This window comes from Mycobacterium sp. H4Y (assembly GCF_000364405.1).
GTDB lineage: Bacteria > Actinomycetota > Actinomycetes > Mycobacteriales > Mycobacteriaceae > Mycobacterium > Mycobacterium intracellulare.
Genome location: NZ_AKIG01000001.1, coordinates 2875896 through 2894440 on the forward strand (window position 1 = coordinate 2875896; position 18545 = coordinate 2894440).

Consider the following 18545-nt stretch of genomic DNA (forward strand, 5'->3'; position numbering starts at 1 on the left):
GTTGATGGTCGAGCGGATCTCGAGCCGTGTCTCCCATGATCCCTTCCTCTGTTGCTGTGAGTCGTCCTCTACAGCTGTACCCGTCGCGCGGGCGGGTAATAGTCGTTCGGATCGGAAGCGCTATTCGTTGATGGATGCGGGCTTTTCGCGAAGCCGCTCGCGTTATCGCAGGATCTGCGCGAGCTTTCGCCATCGCCGATGCCGGTGGCGAAACATGAGCCGGACGAAGGCGCGGGTCAGTAGGCCATGCAGGCCGTCGTCGGTTTCGATCTCGTCGGTGTAGCGGCAGCTGCGCTCGTCGATGGGTTCAAACGTCAGGCGGTGGTTCCACGTGCGGACCGGTCCCCCGTGCTCGTTGGTGTAGATCTCGGTCGGTTCGAGGCGCTTGATGGTGAGGTGGTGGGTCCAGGCGGGGATCACGCCGAACCACCAGAACCGCGCCGATCCCTGGGTGCCGACCTCGATGCGCTCGGGGACGTCGAGGCGATAGGTCCGCAGCACGGGGCTCAACACATGGCGCATCAGCTCGGGCTTGCGCGCCAGGGCGGCGGCGGTCTCGGCGGGGATCGGCAGCTCGGTAGTTAGGGTTACCTTACTCACGCGGTTCATGGTGGCCCAGCGGGCGCGTTCCGGCAAGGGCAGCGTGGCCTCGGGGCTTGTGGCCGCGACTTCGTCTCGCCGAGCGGTTAACCCGACACGGCGCACCAAGCGGGCCGCTATCAGGACCAGGAAACATCGGTTGGGGTCAGGACGCTATCGCGCGAGAAGGCGAGGGAGCAGAGGTGGATCAGGGGGGAACTGCTCAGTGACCTGGGTCGATGTGTGGTCCCGGCTGGGATCGAATTAGCCGCTTCTGCAGTTGCTCCGCACAGCCTGTACCAGTCATAATATGTCCGCTACCTGCTGTTATACTGAGCGTACGCCTAGGACCGTAGTGGACGCAAGAGCCCCGAAGCGGACCTTTGCATAACACACGGATAACACCACGAAAGGCATATCTAGTGGCCGGGAAGAAGGGGCACCGGGGGTGGGGCTGGCTACGCCAGAGCGGCCGACGCCCGCCCAAGCGCTGGCACGCTTCTTATATTGGCCCTGACGGGGCGCGTCACAAAGCGCCTGGCACCTTCGGCGCGAAGATGGACGGCGAGGCGTGGCTGGCAGCGGAACGGCGGCTGATCGACCTCAACGTCTGGACCCCGCCCGCGCAGCGGGAAGCGGAGAAACAGGCTCACGGCCTGACCCTGGCGGACTACGCGCCCACGTGGATCGAGCAGCGCACCGTGGGCGGCCAACCCCTCAAGCCACGCACCCAGAGCCACTACACCCGGTTGTTCGAGGAACACATCAAGCCGACAGCGCTCGGCAAGCTCCCCCTGGGGAACATCACCGTGCAAGCGGTGCGCCAGTGGCACGCGACAACGCTGATCGACAAGCCCACATATCGCGCCCATGCGTATGGGCTGCTGCACGCGGTGCTGGCGACCGCCGTCACTGACGGCTACCTCCTAGCCAACCCGGCACAGATCACCGGGGCCGGCGGGACCGCGAGCAAGAAACGGGCCGTGATACTCGACGTAGCCGAGGTCGGCCAGTTGGCCGACGCCATCGATGAGCGGTTCAAAGCCCTGGTGCTGATTAGCGCGTGGTGCGGCCTGCGGTGGGGTGAAGTCACCGAACTACGGCGCAAAGACTTCAGCACCGACTGCGCGCTGCTCACGGTCGAGCGTGGCGTTGTCCACCGTGACGGGAAGTGCTTTGTCGACACCCCGAAGACGAAGAAAGGCCGCAAGGTCGTCGCTCCCCCACACATTCGCGCCGCCCTCAAGCATCATCTGGCCGCGTATGCCGCTAAAGGGCCTGACGCCCTTGTCTTTCCGCCTGACCGCAGCTGCCACCTGTCCGACAAAACCTTCCGCCGCTACTTCAGGACCGCGCTCACGGCGATCGGCCGCGACGGCAAGAAGAAGCCGCGGCCGGCAATCCACGACCTACGGCACTTCGCCGGACACCAAACCGCGCGTGTGGCGAACCTCCCGGAGACGATGGCCCGGCTCGGGCACTCGACGGCGAAGGCGAGTTTGATCTATCAGGGCGCCGTGGATGGCCGCGATGGCGAGATCGCCGAGGCGTTGTCGGCGCTAGCTAGTTCAACATCGAGAGCTACATCCGCGACCTAATTACGGCGGTGCTGCCCAACCTCTGCACACCGTGTTTTGCGTCACTAGACCGCCGCCTATCCGCTGGTCAGCGCGTGGTGTATGTGTCAATGCCTACGTCCCGCAACGGAATTCGTCCCGCTAGAACCGCGGGGATCGCAGGATGGGGATGCAATAGTTGCTCTATGACCACATCAGGCACGATGACGGACCTGGAGTCACTTCCCGTCCGCATCAGTATCGCACAGGCGGCAGCCGTTTTCGGCCTGTCGCACAAGACTATACGCCGATGGCTCGCCGAGGGGCGGATCAGCGGATACCGGCTCGGCAAGCGCGCCATACGAATTGACCGGGACAGCTTGCTTGCGGTCCAGCGCCCGATTGGGGGCGTGCTGTGACCCACCCAGACGACGAGTACATCCTGACCGACGCGCAGTGGCTCGCCGTGCGCCCGCTATTCATCGATGACGAGGACGACGCGGCCGAGGATGGGCGCCGATCATGATGGATATCATGTCAACGGCCGGTGCCGCACAACTGCTCGGCGTTAGTGAAGGGACACTTCGCTACTGGCGCTATATGGATCAGGGGCCGCGGTCTTTCCGCGTCGGACGGCATGTGAAATACCGCCGCGAGGACGTCGAGGCGTGGCTGGAAAACCAGATGGCGACGACTGCCCGCGGTGGTGTGACGGAGCGGCCGGATGGGGGAGGCGCCCGGTGAACGACATCGAGGCGAAGGCAAGGTTGCGTAACCGGATCAGGGCGTTGGCCGATCAGATCGACCGCGGCGCAGATCTCTTTCTGGGTACTACCCTCGCCAGCCTGCTGAAGACGACCGGCAAGCCGCTGCATGAGCTGACACTTGATGAGCTTGAGGCCACCCACAGTGACCTCTTGAGGCGGCGCGATCGACTTGGCCGATCAGGGGATGACAGTGACTAAGCATGGCAAAGATAAGGGCCTTGAAGCACAGGCCAACGAATGGCTCAACAAAGGCGCCGGCAAGAATAAGCGCAGCGTCGACCGGGATATTGAAAAGAGGAAATACGAGCTGGGTATTATCGCCCGGGAAGATCTTCAGCATTACGATCCCGACAATGATTTTGACACGAAAGACTCCGTTTTCAGCCTGCTTGTCGATGGGGATATCGACTATATCGAACCAACCCTTTGCGGCGATGTGGATGACGTGAATACCCGCAAAAGGAGTCGCGAAAATCCCAGCCTTCCCGACGGGGTATGGGGGCGAGCTGGCGAAGAAGAACGCAACAGGCTTTCCACCCCAGTCGACGATGATGCGAGGCCAGTGTTCGCGAAGGGCAGGGAAAAGGCCGCCACCACGTTCTTGGGCGCCTACGAGGTCGGGGCGCGCAAAACCTGCAAAGGCCCTTGCGGGCGGTCGAAAGGCCCGGAGTGCTTTTCGCCTAAAGCCGATGCCGCCGATGGCAGGCACCCGGTGTGCAAAGCATGCCGGAAGGAAATCGTGTCACAGAATCGCAAGAATGCGAGGTCAGGGGCTTAATCCCTGTACCCGATAGTAACGGGGAACACCCATGTCTACCAACCGTACAAATACGGGAGAAAGAACGCGCCAAAATGCTCTGTAAGAATGAGTTGCACGAATTGCGCACGCCTGCCGACTTCATCGGCAGCGAATGCCGCAAATGCCATGATGGCCGGCAGACCAAGTATAAAACCCGCCGCGGGCAGGCGATGGCGCTATTTAGGGCGCTTGAGGCTCGCGGGATTGACGTCAATGACCTCAACAAAGCGGAGCGCATTCTCGTTGCTGCTGCGGCGCTTCAGGACGTCATGGACTTCGGGTCGGGACGGGCGCAGCTCGCCCTGCAGCGCGATCCCGAGTTGTGCCGTGCGGCGGTGGCGCTGGCGGATGAGCTGGGCCGGGCCGGGTGTGCGGTGTGAACGCAAACCCTGTCCAGCTATCGAAGCGATTCGGTGGTGGAGTCCACATAAAGCAGGGCCGCAGTTTCATCCTGCTCAGCCGTGACGAGGCGGTTCAGTTGATAGCCGACATGCAAGAGCTGCTAGCCGATGATTGCCCCCGGGCGGAAACGATGAGCAAGATTGCAACCCACTAGCGATGAGCCCTATTTCGTGAAACTGAACATGGAGACGTGCTTAGCATTCGCGAAGAATGAGCAGATCCCCCTGCGGTTCCGTGTCGCCTTCCTGGCCTATAGCAAGACGCGGACGAATGGTCACGCCACTTTCGCCAAGGGCGAGTTGGCTGAGACGCTCAAGGCACACCCGGTGTCTGTATCCCGCGCCATAGCCGGGGCGAAGGACGCCGGGCTACTTATGTATGAATCAACTGCGCGGTGCCTGGTATCGCCCAAGGATGTGGTTACGGGAGGGTGGAAGGGGCACCCGAACGACCCCTGCGCTGTCTGCGATGGTAAGCGATCCCGGGGTGTGCGAAATTTAACCGAAACGGTTAAATAATGATGCATTTTTTAACCGTTTCGGTTAAGGCCATTAACCAAAACGGTTAAGAGCCGACGCGCTGACCAGCGCAAATGCATCGCTCCTCTATGACTCTTTATCAAAATGCGTTCCAGTTTTGGCATCGCTGACAACTTCGACAATGCCGATACCGACAAGGCCCCAACCCCGGAGCGCGGCGCTTCGCCGCGCCCGAGCGTAGCTCCCGTAACGAGCGGGTGGCTTTCCCTTGATTCCAGGGGAACGGCTCCCTTCGGGAGCTTGAACCTCTCGTGAGTGGCACTTGCCTTTGGTGTAGACGACACATGTCGAACCGTTGACCGCTGAACCGTTGTTTATCAGCGCTGCTGATCAGCTCCCCGTGAACAGCCTCTTGGATAGCCCGGAAAAACTTCCGCCGCGCCTGATGTTCTTCGAGAACATTAGCGCGTCCCGCGACATTGAACGGACCATGCAATGACCCCTGAGAACGTGACCCCTGACGAGGCTCGGCAAATCCGCCAGGCTGGCGTGGATTTAGTCGCCGCCTACGCCCGCGGCATGGTTGGGCTGGGCAGTTACTACACATTGCTGGCGAGCCTGTTGTGCCGCGCCCAGGGCATTGCAGAGCCTACGGCCGAGCAGATCGCGGAGCGGGCCGCTGAGCTGCGCACTGCGGCCAGTTTTATTTCGAGCGCACCGACGCCGAACACGAACAACTAACCACGCTCACATTTTGGGGTCGGCCTTCCGGCTCCGATTCTTTTTGATCCTCATTGGAGGAATTCGTGCCGCGCATTGATATTGGCGTATTTACGCACTTAAACCGCACCAGCGTTGACAACGTGGATCGTCAGATCCGCGATCAAATGAAAAAAGCTGGACAAAGCGCCGCCGACGCATTTAGCAAGGAAATGGAGTCGGCCTCCCCCAGAATTCGCAAGGCCGCGGGTGGGGTCATCGCGTCAAATTCTCAAGTCGCGGAATCGAACAAAAAGTTGGAGGCCGCGAACCGGCGCATCCGCGAGTCGACGCAGGCGGTTGCCGATAGTGAGCGAAAGCTTACCGACGTTCGCCGCGGCACCGCGATCACCGCCAGCGAGGGCGTCAAGCTGGAGCGCCAGCTATACGCAGCTCGGCGCGACCTGGCGGCGGCCAACCGTGACGCGGCGCGCGGCTCCGACGAGTTCACCCGTGCCGTGAAGCGGCAGCATGATGCCCTGCGAGGCCTTCGCGACGCGAAGATCGATGACGCTCACAGGCACCGTCGTGGCGGCGGCGGTGGTGGACGTGGCGGCGGATTTCTTGGCGACATGGCGAGCAGCATCCCTGGCGTGCCCGGCGGCAGAGCCGGTGTCGCGATCGGCGGCGGCTTAGTCGCGATTCTTGGTTCGGTGGCTGAGGCTGCCACAACGGCGAGCCAGGCGCTGTGGTTACTCCCTGCCGCCGCAACCGCCGGGGGCGCTGGGCTTCTAACCCTGAAGGTGGGTCTCAGCGGCTTTGACAAGGCCCTGAAAGACATGTCTGACCCGCGTAAGTTTGCGCAGGATCTCGCGGGCCTCGCTCCGAATGCCCAGCAAGCCGCGCTAGAGATTCAGCACTTGGTAACAGGGCTGGACGGCCTCAAGGCGATCACGCAAAACGCCCTGTTTAGCGGTGTCGCAAGGCAATTGAGCGATCTCGGCAAGCAATTCATGCCGCAGATTCGCCAGCTCACCACGGGCATTGCCGGCGCGATGAATGAGATGTTCCAGAACTTCGCCGGCCAACTGAAGACGCCAGGGACCCGTGCTGCCATCGGCTCGCTGATGAACAACATCGTCCAGGCCTTCCAGAACCTGGCCCCCGCAATGGGTCCCGTCGTGGATGCGTTCGCGCGCATCGCCAAAGTGGGCAGCGATTTTCTCCCCGGCATGGCCACGTCGATCGCCAACCTGGCAACCAAGTTCGCCGACTTCATTCAAAAGGCGCAGCAATCCGGACAACTCCACGAGTGGATTCAGAAGGGCATCGACGCCGCGGTGGTGCTTGGCCGCACCATCGGCGAGATCGGCCACAGGATTTTCGACGTCTTCGGCAACAAGAGCCCGCAAGAGTTCCAATCGACATTGCACGGCATGGTTGATGCGGCTGTGTCGGTTGCGCAGGCCATCGCTGGTGTCTCGCACGTGGTGAACACGCTCATCAACGACCTGCAGCCTGTGGCGAACATGATCGGCGGCTGGCCGAACCTGATCTATGCCGTGGCCAGCGCGTGGGGGGCGTGGAAGGTTGCAACGACCATCACTCAGCTGGGCAAGGTCGCGGAGATGCTGGGCGTTACGCTGCCGGCCAGCGCCGCGACGGGCGCCAAGAGTATTGCCGCATCGATGGCGAGTGCTATGGCGCCAGTCGCTGAACTGCTGGGAATGATGGCCCTCATACCCAAGGCCGACGACCAGCTAAAGAAGCACACCAACCTTCCCCTCCCCGACACGGATAACTGGAACTGGTTCAAGCAGCCATTCCGTGAAATGTGGGGCGATATCAGGCATCCCAGCCGTCTCGGCAAGGGCGGCTTGTATGACCAAAACGGAAATTACGTCGGTCCCGGTGCGCCGGGGACCGTTCCGGGTTACATCGGCGGCGGTGGCAGCTTCGCTCCGCCGGACCAGCCGGACAACAAGCCAGCCACGAGCGGCCCGGGGTGGGCGCCGCGCCCGAACAACCAATTTGGGGCTGGCTCAGCGATCAATGGCGCCACGCCGTGGGATGACATTCCCGTACCGGGGGTCCCAGGCAAGGGCAACAAGGGCAAGCTCCCGAAGGTTGTCTCGCCGCTTGATCCGTCCTTCGGCGCCGCACCGCGGCCGGGCGAAACTCAGGGCGAGTACGACGCCGAAGGCGCCCTCATGCAAGCCAGGCACCGCCTTGAGGACGACAAACAGACCCTCTTGGCGATGGAGAAAGACAATACCGTCTCCGAGCAGCAGCTGCAGGAGCAGCGGAACAAAATCGTTGAGGATCAGCGCGAGATCAACAAAGCGCAGCTAGAGCTGCAGCAGGCGCAGCAGGAAGCCAACAAAAAGCAGCTGGCCGGTTACAAAAACTTCACTGACGGCATGCGCGACATCGGGCCGAAACTCGATGAAGACTTCGGCCTGTCACAGGGCTTGCCGGGCCTGGCCAAGAACCTAGTCGAGTTCATCGGCCAGCTGGCTGCCGCGCCCATGCTGGGCAGGCTCGCGGCCATGCGCGACTCGGACCCGATCTACACGGGCGGCAGCGGTGCTTTGGGCGCCCTAGCCGAGCAAAACCACATGCAGGGCCGCTCGGGCCTGCTCGGTATCCCCTCTGGAATGCCTGGCGGCGACGACCTGAACTGGGATGCGTTGGCGGCCAAGGAATCCGGCGGCAACTGGGGCATCAATACCGGCAACGGCTACTACGGCGGTCTTCAGTTCGATCAGAGCACCTGGGCGCAGTACGGCGGCACCGCGTTCGCCCCGAACGCGGCCATGGCTACCAGGGAACAGCAGATCCAAGTTGCTCAGCGTGCGATGCAGGCCCGCGGCGGCCCCCAATCGCTATGGCCGCAGAATTACGGCCAGCTCAGCACAGGCGGTGGCCAGGGCGGCATGCCGGCCGGCATGACCTCGGGTAGTGGCCTGAATCTGTCCACCATTCCTATTGCGGCGCAAAAGTACGCAAACGACTGTATCGACGCATCGGCTCGGATCATCCTGTCTCATTCCGGCGTCAACATGAGCGAGGACCAGCTCAAGGGTGTTATAGCCCCAGGCGGCAGCATCGAGTCCCAGGCCGCTGGCATGAACCAGCTCGATCCAGCAGGTCGATTCGTGCCCATGCAAGGGTCCGGCGGAAGCCCGGCAGCGATGTTCGCTGCCATCAAGGCATCTATTGACAACGGCGTCGGCTCCATTTTGAACGTGGCTCCCGGAAGTTCAATTGCTGGACGCAATTTCGCTGACGGACACTTTATCGCCGCGACGGGTTACAACCCTGATGGCACCATCAACCTGTCCGATACCGCTGGCGGCACACAGTATCCCGTGTCGGCAGCTGATGCCTTCCAAGCAACGCGGGGACGCGGCATTGTCGCCGGTACGGGCTTAGGACCAGCCCGAGGCATGCCCGGGGTCCAAGAGGCCGGTTACGGGACAGGCGGCCCATTCCCGGGGCCACGCGGCGGCACGCCAGGCTTCCCTATGCCGGGCGGCAATGGAATGCCAGGACCCGGCGGTGGTACGCCAGGCTTCCCGATGCCCGGAGGGCTCACAGACACCGGCAGCCCCACCCCGCAGGGCTCACAGCCAGGCGGCCCCGGTGGCGGCTGGCAGCCCTCGGGCGGCGGCGGTCTTGGCATCGGCGGCATGCCGGCGGCGGCCATCACATCGGCTGCAGGCATGTTCCCCGGTGGTGGCGCTGCTGCACAGCTCGCTATCCAGCTGACCAACCGCACCATCCAGCAAGTCGGCGAATACGCGGCTATCGGTGTCCAGGGCTTGCAAGAAACCTTTGGTGTGCATGATCCCGATGGCGGCGGGGGCGGCCTGGACGGTATCCAGAACAACATTTTCGGGCGGGTGCTCAAAGGCCTTGCCAAGGCCAAGCCCGCGACCGGCACATCGGCCGGTAAGACGCAGGGCAAGAAGGACAACAAGGACAAGCAGCAGCAGCAGGGCGCTAAGGGTCAGCAGCAGGGCGGGGATCAGTACCACGGCGGTATGCATATCGGTGGCGATCTGAACATCACCACGCAGCCCGGCCAGAACCCGCAGACCACGTACAACGACCTGGCATACATGGGGGCGATGGGCGCATCAACCCCGATGGCCCTGTGACCGTTCGACGGCCATGCCTTGAGTGTGGCCGGCTCAGCGACGGTTCCCGGTGCCAACGATGCCACCGGGACCGCCGCCGCAGGACGTACGACCACCCGGCCTACAGGTCGCTACCAGCACCGAGCGGGGAGTGCCAGCTCAAGCTGACTACTCGGTGTCTTGGTTACGCCAATTCGTGGGATCACATTGTGCCGCTCTCTAGGGGCGGCACTCATGATCGGCGGAATTTACGTCCGGCGTGCGTGCCATGCAATTCAGCTCGTCGGGACCGAGATACGACCTGACCTGCATACATCGCACAACGGTATCAACGATGCTGATATCAACCATGCTGTATCAGCCACGTTGATACTCACTCCTGAGTGACCATCATCTAGGTTGATACCGAATGATGCCAACGCGAAAGACGTTGTAACACAACGGCATTAGCTCTCACTCCGTATGCGAAATACGTTGCAATACAGGGCACCTTGGCACAACGCCGCCGAGGACCCATACGGTAGCGGACGACCATCCGTACGGCTACGAGATACGTTGTTGCACAACGACATTCGTCAAAAGTTCGGCGAGTACGCTCGGGGGGACACGCGCAGCCGGATTTGCACGCTTATAAAGAAAACCGCAGGTCAGAGGCCATTTTTGAGCTCTCGAAAGCCGTTCGATACCAACGCTTCTCGGTTGAGTGCCGGGGTATATCAACGCTGTTGATACCCACTCCGAACTCGCCGACCCCGATCACGCTGCATAGCAACGTTTTTCGCATGCACGCAGTGATCCAAAGTCATTGCAATATAAGGGATTTGGAGTAATAGTGCATGCCGACCAGTGAACTCACCACTGCCGACGTGGCAGCCTACGTAAAGGGGCGACTCGATGCAGACGACCCGGAAACCCAGCGCCTACTCGATGCCGCGACTGCCGCTTGCCGGAAATATGCAGGCTGGCACGTTACGCCGACGACCACTGAAACCATCACAGTCGACGGTAGCGGCTGGTCAAGCCTGATTCTGCCGACTCAAAATATCGTCAGTCTGACCTCGATTACCGCAGATGGCACCGCTGTCGACCTCAGCGAAGTGCAGCAGTCCGCCGATGCCGCCGGGGTGCTGTACCGCACGGGCTGCAAAACCTGGCCCCGCGGCTACAGCAACGTCTCGGTCTCGCTCGAACACGGCTGGGACGACGCATTCGATTTTCAGGCGGCAATTCTCGAAATGGTCGACAGGATGGCCGCCCAGGTCGGCAGTGTTCGGGGTGCTTCGGGGCCGCCGTCGGAGCGCAGGGTCGATGACGTGTCGGAGCGCTGGATTTTGACTATCGGCAATTCGCCGGAGCTGTTCAGTTTGATTAATCACCAGCTGGTGGACCGTTACCGGCTAATTCAGTTCTGCTGATGGCGTCGGGTGGTAACGCCCGGACGCGCTTTCGGGATACCTCTGAGCCGCCCTGGTACGACTGGGACGAAACGGAGCCCGCCAAGCGGGCTATTCGCTTCATAGAGACCTACTGCCGCGCTCCGAAAGGCCACGGCTACGGCAAGCCAATGAAGCTGGCGGCATTCCAAAAGGAATGGATAGCCAAAATCCTGAAAGCGGGCATTCGGCAGGCCATTCTTCAGTGTCCACGCGGGCAAGGTAAATCAACGCTGCTGGCCGCGCTCGCAGTTTGGGCCACTTTCGACCGGAATGAGACCGGCGAGCCGCAAGTACCGATCATGGCGACGACGGTTGGTCAGGCGAAACGATCCGTGTTTGATGTTGCGGCCAAAATGGTGGCGGCCGAGCCCGAGCTGAGCAATCGCAGCATTCAATATACGGCGATAGGCGACTCAAAGCTGGTTGTCGGCTACAACGGCGGTACCTGCTTTCCTATCGCCAACGATGTCGATGGTCTTCAAGGGCTCGATCCGACGTTGGCGATCGCCGATGAAATCGGATTCCAGCCTTTGGACAGCTGGTCGGCATTAGTGCTGGCCTCTGGTAAGCGCGCCAGCAGCCTAACTGTGGGTATCGGCACGCCGGGCCTGGACCGCGAGCGCTCTGCGCTGTGGCACCTTCGTAGCGCGTTTCTGGACGGTCACACGCCGGCCGGCTTCAGCTTCACCGAGCTGTCCGCGCCCGATGGTTGCGATATCCGCGACCGCGATGCCTGGCGTGAGGCGTGCCCGGCACTCGATGCCGGATACCAGTCGATTGACGCGCTGGAAACAGCGGTCGAAATGAGCCCGGAGGGCTATTTCAGGATCTTCCATCTAGGCCAGTGGGTTGAGGGCACGGACTGCTGGCTGGGACCAGACGGCAAGCGGGTCTGGGATGCCCTGGAAAGCGACTACAAGCTAGTCCCCGGTGCACCTACTTGGGTAGGGCTTGATGTTGGCCTGAAACGCGACTCGACGGCCGTGGTGTTGGGCCAGAGGCGGCCCAACGGGCTGCTTCATACGGTCGCGAAGATTTGGATGCCTAAAGCCGATGATGCAGTCGACCTGGCGTCGATTATGGCCTATATCCGTGAGCTGGATCAGACCTACAAACTGATTGAAGTGGCCTTTGATCCGCGCTTGTTTGAATTGCCGGCACAAACGCTCAGTGACGCGGGCATCCCGATGGTGGAGTTTCCGCAAAGTGTCGAGCGTATGACGCCGGCTATCGGATCGCTGTATGAGGCGATTAAGCGCATGGAGATAAGCCACGACGGCGATGCGCAATATGCGCGCCAGATACTCAACGCTATTCCGCGACTCAACGAACGCGGCTTCATGCTCGCGAAAGCGAAAAGTCGCGGAAAGATCGACGCAGCTATTGCGCTGGCGATGATGCACGACCGCGCACAGCACCCGACTAAAGAAGACCCGCCACTAATGATCGCGTGGGCCTGACTAAACGAATTAGAGGACTTTTATGGCCTGGTGGAATCGCAAAACACCGCCGGAAGACATCGAAGAACGCAGCTTTGACCTCGTGTCGATCGGTGACCCCGCCGCCGCCGAATTCTTCGGCTTGGGTACGCCCAACTTGGCGGGCGTCAACGTCAACGAATTCTCGGCGTTGGGCCTGGCTGCCGTGTGGCGGGCCGTCTCGCTGATCGCGTCCAGCATCGCCAGCCTGCCTCTGCGCACGATTCACGAGCGGAGCGACGGCATCAGCGAGCCGGTACCGAGCTGGCTGGATAACCCCGGCGGCGCGGCTGGGCTGACCAAGTTCGAGTTGGTCGAAACGATGCTTCTGCATCTGCTGCTGCACGGAAACGCTTTTCTGTTACACATCAGGGGCGGCGCTGGCCAGATGTTGGGCCTGTACCCGATTCACCCGCGAGCCGTGTCGATTCAGTGGCACAGCGACTACACGAAAACGTTCCTTGTCGAGACGATCGACGGCAAGGCTCTTACGTTGACGTCTCGGGACATGACCCACATCCCTGGGCTGTCCACGGACGGTATCAGGGGCCTAAGCCCCATCTGGCTGGCTCGCAATAGCTTCGGCACGTCGATTGCTGCCGAGCGCTCCGCCTCGCGGCTTTTCAGCAACGGCGCGCTTATCAGTGGGCTTGTGACGCCCGAGGAGGGCGCGCAGCTGACACCGGAGGATGCCACCCGCATTAAAGAGAGCTTGACCCAGAAGGTAGCGGGCGAAGCCAACGCCGGGTCTATCGCCGTGATTAACAAGGCTCTCAAGTTCTCGCCCTGGTCAATGAACGCCGCTGATGCGCAGTGGTTGGAATCGAGAGCCTTTCAGGTGGAGGACATTTCACGCTGGTTCGGCGTGCCGCCCCACCTTTTGGGCCAGACACAAAAGCAGACCAGCTTCGGCGCCGGGCTCACCGAGCAGAACAGAGGGTTCGCCCGCTACACGCTGCAGCCCTGGACTTCTCGCATTGAAGAACGCTTGTCGCTGCTGCTGCCGCCCAACAAGAGCGCGGATTTTGATTACTCGCAATTCGTGCAGCCCGACCACGAGACGGAGGTGGGCTTGATTATCGCGCAGCTTCAAGCAGGGCTTATCACCGTGGACGAGGCCCGGCGCATGCGCAATCTGCCGCCGCTGCCGGCACAACCACAAATACAGGAGACCGATGCCGAACAGACCAACGTTGATGTTGCCGCCTGAACTTGAACGCAGATGTATCGAGGTCCGCTCCGAGGTCAAAGGCAACCGAATCACCGGCTATGCCGCCGTTTTCAACGAGCGCGCGGACATTGGGCCGTACTTTGAAGTCCTCGCCCCGACCGCGTTCGATGCGGTGCTGGCGAACCCGGCGACCGACGTAAGGGCGTTCCTAGACCACGATTCGGGAAAGCTGCTGGGCCGCCAGTCATCGGGCACGCTGCGGCTGTCCACGGACACCAGGGGCCTTCATTTTGAGGTGGACCTTCCCGACACCAGCGCCGGCCGCGATGCCCGCGAGCTGATAAACCGCGGTGACATGACTGGCGTTTCGTTCGGATTCAAACCAGACCAAGAGACATGGGGCACCTACGAGGGTCGCGACCTACGGACCCACCTGAGTATCGCCCGTCTTGTGGAAATCAGCCCTGTCTCGCTGCCCGCCTATAGCGGAACGAGCGTGGCTCTCAGAGCCAAACCGGCCGACGTGATCACCGGCCGCACCCAAATCATTCGAGCGCGTGCTCGTGTGAACCTTTCGAAAGGAAAGTAATTGAAGACAATTGATGAGCTTCTGGTCGAGCAGCGCGCCGTTCTGGACGCCGCCGAAGGCCGGAACCTCACTGACGACGAAGTGCAGACCTACGAAGCCTTGGAGACCGAGCTGAAAGCCACCCAGCGCTCCGAGGCGATTCGCGCCCGCCAGGGTGCCTATGAGGCGCCGAACGCGTCGCTGCAGGCCGCCGTGCACGTCGCCGCCCCGAAGGAAGGCGACACCCTTGAGCGCGCGTTCGATGCGTATCTTCGCACCGGACAGCCCAACAGCGACATCACCGAGTTGCGCGACGGGCAGACCGCGGGAACCACCACTTCCGGCGGGTATATGGTGCCCACCACTTTGCTAAACAAGATCACCGACCGCATGAAAGCCTTTGGTGGGGTTGCCAATGCGGTGGAGACGATCGTTACGTCGACCGGCGAGCCGCTGACGTGGCCGACCTTGGACGACACCAGCAACGTGGGTGTGATCGCGGCCGAGGCCAGCGACCCTGCCTCTGGCGGTGCCGATCTGGTATTCGGCGAGAAGACGCTGGGATCGTACAAGTATGTCGCCCCCGGCGCGTCACAACTGCCGTTGCGGGTGTCGCTGGAACTGCTGCAGGACGCCGCTTTCGACGTTCAGTCCCTCGTCGTCAACAAGCTGACCCAGCGCATTGCTCGCGCGCAGGCCGCGCACTGGGTAAACGGCACCGGCAGCAGCCAGCCGTACGGCATCAGCACCGGCACGGCGGCCACCGCGATCGCCGGCGCCACGCCCACCTACGCCGAGCTGGTGTCGATTGTGCACTCGGTGGACCCGGCCTACCGGGATCAGGCGGTGTGGACGTTCAACGACAAAACGCTGAGCCTGATCGAGACGCTGGTGGACGGCAATGGCCGCCCGCTGCTGAATAGTTCGATTGACGGTATCAACGTGGGTCGGTCGAATCAGCGGCTCTTGGGATATCCGGTTGTGGTCGATCAGGCTTGGGCCGATTCGGTCGACGCCAGCTCGCACAAGTGGGGCGCGTTCGGAGACCTGCAGTCCGGGTACGTGATTCGCCGGGTGCAGGACGTCACGCTCATCGTGAACCCCTACACACGCGCCAATGAAGGTCAGATTGAATACACGATGTGGTCGCGTGCGGACGGTAACACGCAGGACACCTACGCGTACCGCGTTCTCGTCAACGACGGGTCGTAAACGATGGCCGACGCATGGAGTGAACGCAAGATAGCCAACCTCGAACAGAGGGTGGCGGCGCTGGAAAAAGCCTTGCTAGCCAAGGCAATCCCAGAGCCGGAATCCAAGCCGCGGGCCACCAGGCGCCGCAGCTAACGGCCTAAAACTTGGTCGGCGCCGGGTTCCTCGTCATTTCCTGGCGCCGACCAAACCTAAACCAGCCGCTCTAGCTCCGACACTCTTGCTTCCAATTCGGTCACCCTCGCCCGTAGCTCAGCGTTGACAGCTTCCTGCTGAGCGACGTACGCCTCGAAATCCTCTAGGGTGACGTATCTGAGGTCGGACCAGAGCAGTAGCTGTCCAACAAGTTCGTCAGTGTTCATCATTCGATTCTCCCGATGGCTAATGGATGGCAACCGTTTCCGGTTGCCCTGTCCATGCCACGTGGAGCGCGGGCCTGCCTACAGGGTGAGGTTTCGACCGCTTGTGATGAGCCAACCATACCAGAGCTTGGTCGGCGCTAGGTTCCTCGTCCCTTCCGGCGCCGACCAACCTAACCAGCCGCCGCGGCAACAGGGCCGGAGTTCCTTTCCGCGCTTCGCTCCGGCCCGCCCGCCGACAGTGCCAACGGCCCGCTGCGCTTCATCTTCGGAAGCGCGCGCCGTTGTCGGAGGGGCCGCGGCGGCTGGTTACCAACGAAATTCGGCACTCCGGGACGCCCATGTTCTACATCCTAGAGCGCGCAATTCTCAAATGACTTGGAGAACAACTAAATGTCCCGTCTTGGGCGTGCATTCCCGAACAACGCGCTAATGCATCAAATTGTTCGCCGGCCGCCAGTCACCTATGACGCCACAGGCGGCGGACAGGGCGCAACCGCTACCACCTTTTCATGGAACCACACGATTACCGGCAACTGCGTCCTGGCTGCCATCAACCTTGAGGTCTACGGCTCAACACCTCCTACAACGACGGCGAAGGTCGGCTCAATTCCAATGACTCAACTGGGGTTCATCACTAACTACGCCGTCGGAACCTATTGCTACTCCGCCGCATTATTCGGCCTGCTCAATCCCCCCACCGGTGTGCAGACCGTCAGCATCACGTCTTCGATCAGCACGTATTCAGCAGCTAATAGCGTGTCCTTCAACGATGTCAGAAGTTTCGGGAGCGTTGTAACCAGCAGCGGCAATGGGGGCATCGCGAGCGTGTCCGCGGCCGTCGCGCCGGGCGCGCGAATTTTCAACGCAATGTTCAATGCGGGCTGGCCCACCGTCAACACCTTCACCGGCTACAACCAAACCAGCCGGTACAACACCACCTACAACTACAACGGTCTCCTGCTCGGTGATGCTCCTGGTGGTCCGCAGGGTTTCTCGGCGGGTCTAACGATGTCAGGTTATTGGGCCGCGATGGCTGTCCCACTCGATTGAGAGCCGTTCCCGGCCTAGAGCGCACTGCGCCCCGATGGACCGCAGCTAGTGGAAGCCCTCTCGCTCGCACAATGAACAGCACCGCGCCTCTGTATGGAGAGGGACTCGTCCCTGGTCGGTCTGCATCGTGACGGTGCGTTCCTCGATCGCCACGCCACGCGGACACGTCCTGCCGGTCCGGTGCCACGGAGAAAAACTCGCAGCAGTCATAGGCCGAAGAATAAGCGCTATAGGCCCCAGGGTGCGCGCAACGCGCGGGGGTCCTTTGGCTGAACCGGAAGGGTAAAGCTCCCGTGAACCAAGCTAGTTGAGCAAGCTCCGATACTGCGGGCAATACGCGGTGACTACATCTGTGAGCATCGTCCGTATCTGCCCTTGCGACATCAAGGGATCTCCCAGCTGGGACTCAACGATGATGCTCTTGAGGCGGATCGTGTCGCCGGTACTGACCGCCCTGCAGAGCCAATAAGCCTTGTCGTGCATTTCCGACGGAGAGTTCGTCGAGATGATGCCGTCGCGTGCAAGCAACTGCACGTACGTGTCATACGCATGGGCCGGGGGGCCCGGAAGTGGTGGGGGGACACCAGCGGCGGGAGGGGGTAGCGCTTGCGGCGTTGGCCTGGGCGCTTCCTCATGCTGGGCCGCGGGACCCGGTGACGGCAACGCCTTCTCGGCGGTCGACTCGGGTTCGTGTGCTGGCGGCGCCGCGGAGGCCGCAACCACCTTGGACGGCACAGCAGTAACAGACGCGTCCCAGTGCTCTTTGTAGAACACGGTCGCCAGCCAGCCCGTCGCGCCAGCCAGGGTGATCACGGTGACGGCGAGCGTGGCCCAGCGCACCCGATTCAGCCACGGTGATTCTTCCGGCGGGTTTTCGGGTTGTTCGGCCGACCACGCCAGTTCTGCAACATCCGCGCCGCTGACGCCTGGCACGACAGCGGTGTTGGCGTCGTCATCGGTGATGGCGGCCTGGGTCTCGTCACCCTCGTCTGTGGCCATCGTGGCTCCCCTCTCGATTCGAAAAAGAGTAGGACTCGGTCCCGACAAGTCGCTCAGGTTTGGCGAGACCGAGTCCTGGGTCAGCGTTTAGAGCAAGGCCGCTGCTCGTCTGCCACATGGCAGAGGGCATCCACCCCGGCCTGCGTGGGCCGTTGCCCGCCGGTTGCCGAAAATACCGCCCGAGCCGCCCAGATATCGGGGTGGTCGGCGCCGATCCGGTCGGCGAGAAAGCAGAGGGTGGCATGCAAAAGCTGAGCGTCGCTGGTCATTTCGAAGCCTCGATGTCGTTCAGCCGGTCGTAGTCGTCGGCCGCAGCGATCAGTGCACGCGCCATCCGGCGAGCTTGTTTAGCAGTCAGATCGTCCAGCCCAAGATCTTTGTCGAGGTAGATGAACCGCTCGACACTGCCGTCGCCGTGCTGCATGCCGTCGATGCCGACCGCGAAGCGATCTGAGCCCCACGAGCTGCCGACGAAACGGCGGTAAACATTGGGAGCGCCGTCCGGGCCGGTGGGACCAAGCTGCCACTCGTAAACACGCAGTGCGCCAGCGGGGACGGGGAAGGTATTGTTCGGCATGTCCAGCTCCTTAGCAGTTGGGCCATACCCCGGGACGGTGACCGCCGTCGCCGGGGCCCTCCGCACCTTGCGGAGGCCTCTCTTGCTGCGGAGAACTGGCGAACCGGATAACACCGAGATAACATCGGTCTTGCTTCGTAAGGCTAGATACCCTAGTCTAGCTGCGACAATACAAGTGGTCCCGGCTGGGATCGAACCAGCGACCTTCCGCGTGTGAAGCGGACGCTCTCCCACTGAGCCACGGGACCGGCGCCGAGATGGCGAACGAC

18 protein-coding genes and 1 tRNA gene are annotated in these 18545 nt (G+C 61.9%); 14 read left to right on the top strand and 5 right to left on the bottom strand.

What is annotated here, in order from left to right; all coding sequences use genetic code 11:
- Positions 1 to 162: 162 nt before the first annotated feature.
- On the bottom strand, positions 163 to 609 hold the full coding sequence (locus tag W7U_RS12495) for a hypothetical protein (protein WP_008258408.1): 447 nt from the start codon (positions 607 to 609) through the stop codon (positions 163 to 165).
- 392 nt (positions 610 to 1001) lie between these two features.
- Here W7U_RS12495 and W7U_RS12500 point away from each other — a divergent pair, with 392 nt between their 5' ends.
- The 14 genes from W7U_RS12500 to W7U_RS12565 all read left to right on the top strand — a co-directional run bounded on the left by W7U_RS12500 (position 1002) and on the right by W7U_RS12565 (position 16700).
- Complete coding sequence (locus W7U_RS12500; RefSeq protein WP_036429045.1) at positions 1002 to 2177, top strand: site-specific integrase; 1176 nt, start codon at positions 1002 to 1004, stop codon at positions 2175 to 2177.
- Positions 2178 to 2341: 164 nt separating this feature from the next.
- Complete coding sequence (locus W7U_RS12505; protein ID WP_232536743.1) at positions 2342 to 2554, top strand: helix-turn-helix domain-containing protein; 213 nt, start codon at positions 2342 to 2344, stop codon at positions 2552 to 2554.
- 103 nt (positions 2555 to 2657) lie between these two features.
- A complete protein-coding gene (locus W7U_RS12510; RefSeq protein ID WP_008258414.1) occupies positions 2658 to 2879 on the top strand; it encodes a helix-turn-helix domain-containing protein in 222 nt (73 codons plus the stop codon).
- The gene (locus tag W7U_RS12515) at positions 2876 to 3100 is read left to right on the top strand and encodes a hypothetical protein (RefSeq protein WP_008258416.1); all 225 of its coding nucleotides are present in this window, start codon (positions 2876 to 2878) and stop codon (positions 3098 to 3100) included. The genes W7U_RS12510 and W7U_RS12515 overlap by 4 nt, the downstream gene beginning before the upstream one ends.
- On the top strand, positions 3093 to 3680 hold the full coding sequence (locus W7U_RS26205) for a hypothetical protein (protein ID WP_136244863.1): 588 nt from the start codon (positions 3093 to 3095) through the stop codon (positions 3678 to 3680). Before W7U_RS12515 ends, W7U_RS26205 begins: the two co-directional genes overlap by 8 nt.
- Positions 3681 to 3772: 92 nt before the next feature.
- Positions 3773 to 4081, top strand: a complete 309-nt coding sequence (locus W7U_RS12525; protein WP_136244864.1) for a hypothetical protein — start codon at positions 3773 to 3775, stop codon at positions 4079 to 4081.
- A 996-nt stretch (positions 4082 to 5077) separates the two neighbouring features.
- Entirely contained in the window at positions 5078 to 5323 is a 246-nt protein-coding gene (locus tag W7U_RS12530; RefSeq protein ID WP_008258423.1) for a hypothetical protein, read from the top strand.
- A 53-nt stretch (positions 5324 to 5376) separates the two neighbouring features.
- Entirely contained in the window at positions 5377 to 9444 is a 4068-nt protein-coding gene (locus W7U_RS26930; RefSeq protein ID WP_036429047.1) for a transglycosylase family protein, read from the top strand.
- An 815-nt stretch (positions 9445 to 10259) separates the two neighbouring features.
- Entirely contained in the window at positions 10260 to 10838 is a 579-nt protein-coding gene (locus W7U_RS26210; protein ID WP_008258428.1) for a hypothetical protein, read from the top strand.
- Positions 10838 to 12319, top strand: coding sequence for a terminase TerL endonuclease subunit (locus W7U_RS12545; protein ID WP_008258431.1), 1482 nt, complete (start codon positions 10838 to 10840; stop codon positions 12317 to 12319). The genes W7U_RS26210 and W7U_RS12545 overlap by 1 nt, the downstream gene beginning before the upstream one ends.
- A 22-nt stretch (positions 12320 to 12341) precedes the next feature.
- Positions 12342 to 13547, top strand: coding sequence for a phage portal protein (locus tag W7U_RS12550; protein WP_008258434.1), 1206 nt, complete (start codon positions 12342 to 12344; stop codon positions 13545 to 13547).
- Positions 13534 to 14097 (top strand): HK97 family phage prohead protease, encoded by a 564-nt coding sequence (locus W7U_RS12555; protein ID WP_008258436.1) that lies wholly within the window; start codon positions 13534 to 13536, stop codon positions 14095 to 14097. The genes W7U_RS12550 and W7U_RS12555 overlap by 14 nt, the downstream gene beginning before the upstream one ends.
- Positions 14098 to 15288, top strand: a complete 1191-nt coding sequence (locus W7U_RS12560) for a phage major capsid protein (RefSeq protein WP_008258438.1) — start codon at positions 14098 to 14100, stop codon at positions 15286 to 15288. It abuts the gene before it with no gap.
- 752 nt (positions 15289 to 16040) lie between these two features.
- Positions 16041 to 16700, top strand: a complete 660-nt coding sequence (locus tag W7U_RS12565) for a hypothetical protein (protein WP_136244865.1) — start codon at positions 16041 to 16043, stop codon at positions 16698 to 16700.
- A 303-nt stretch (positions 16701 to 17003) separates the two neighbouring features.
- On the opposite strand, the gene W7U_RS12570 is transcribed toward W7U_RS12565, so the two are convergent.
- The 4 genes from W7U_RS12570 to W7U_RS12585 all read right to left on the bottom strand — a co-directional run bounded on the left by W7U_RS12570 (position 17004) and on the right by W7U_RS12585 (position 18524).
- On the bottom strand, positions 17004 to 17699 hold the full coding sequence (locus tag W7U_RS12570; protein ID WP_008258443.1) for a DUF732 domain-containing protein: 696 nt from the start codon (positions 17697 to 17699) through the stop codon (positions 17004 to 17006).
- An 80-nt stretch (positions 17700 to 17779) separates the two neighbouring features.
- On the bottom strand, positions 17780 to 17968 hold the full coding sequence (locus tag W7U_RS12575) for a hypothetical protein (protein ID WP_008258445.1): 189 nt from the start codon (positions 17966 to 17968) through the stop codon (positions 17780 to 17782).
- On the bottom strand, positions 17965 to 18276 hold the full coding sequence (locus tag W7U_RS12580) for a hypothetical protein (RefSeq protein WP_008258446.1): 312 nt from the start codon (positions 18274 to 18276) through the stop codon (positions 17965 to 17967). The genes W7U_RS12575 and W7U_RS12580 overlap by 4 nt, the downstream gene beginning before the upstream one ends.
- 176 nt (positions 18277 to 18452) lie before the next feature.
- A tRNA-Val gene (locus W7U_RS12585) sits at positions 18453 to 18524 on the bottom strand.
- Positions 18525 to 18545: the final 21 nt, after the last annotated feature.

Coding starts and splice junctions, on each gene's coding strand:
- W7U_RS12495 (WP_008258408.1), bottom strand. CDS start 609: ATGAACCGCGTGAGTAAGGTAACCCTAACTACCGAGCTGCCGATCCCC.
- W7U_RS12505 (WP_232536743.1), top strand. CDS start 2,342: ATGACCACATCAGGCACGATGACGGACCTGGAGTCACTTCCCGTCCGC.
- W7U_RS12510 (WP_008258414.1), top strand. CDS start 2,658: ATGATGGATATCATGTCAACGGCCGGTGCCGCACAACTGCTCGGCGTT.
- W7U_RS12530 (WP_008258423.1), top strand. CDS start 5,078: ATGACCCCTGAGAACGTGACCCCTGACGAGGCTCGGCAAATCCGCCAG.
- W7U_RS26210 (WP_008258428.1), top strand. CDS start 10,260: ATGCCGACCAGTGAACTCACCACTGCCGACGTGGCAGCCTACGTAAAG.
- W7U_RS12545 (WP_008258431.1), top strand. CDS start 10,838: ATGGCGTCGGGTGGTAACGCCCGGACGCGCTTTCGGGATACCTCTGAG.
- W7U_RS12550 (WP_008258434.1), top strand. CDS start 12,342: ATGGCCTGGTGGAATCGCAAAACACCGCCGGAAGACATCGAAGAACGC.
- W7U_RS12555 (WP_008258436.1), top strand. CDS start 13,534: ATGTTGCCGCCTGAACTTGAACGCAGATGTATCGAGGTCCGCTCCGAG.
- W7U_RS12565 (WP_136244865.1), top strand. CDS start 16,041: ATGTCCCGTCTTGGGCGTGCATTCCCGAACAACGCGCTAATGCATCAA.
- W7U_RS12570 (WP_008258443.1), bottom strand. CDS start 17,699: ATGGCCACAGACGAGGGTGACGAGACCCAGGCCGCCATCACCGATGAC.
- W7U_RS12575 (WP_008258445.1), bottom strand. CDS start 17,968: ATGACCAGCGACGCTCAGCTTTTGCATGCCACCCTCTGCTTTCTCGCC.
- W7U_RS12580 (WP_008258446.1), bottom strand. CDS start 18,276: ATGCCGAACAATACCTTCCCCGTCCCCGCTGGCGCACTGCGTGTTTAC.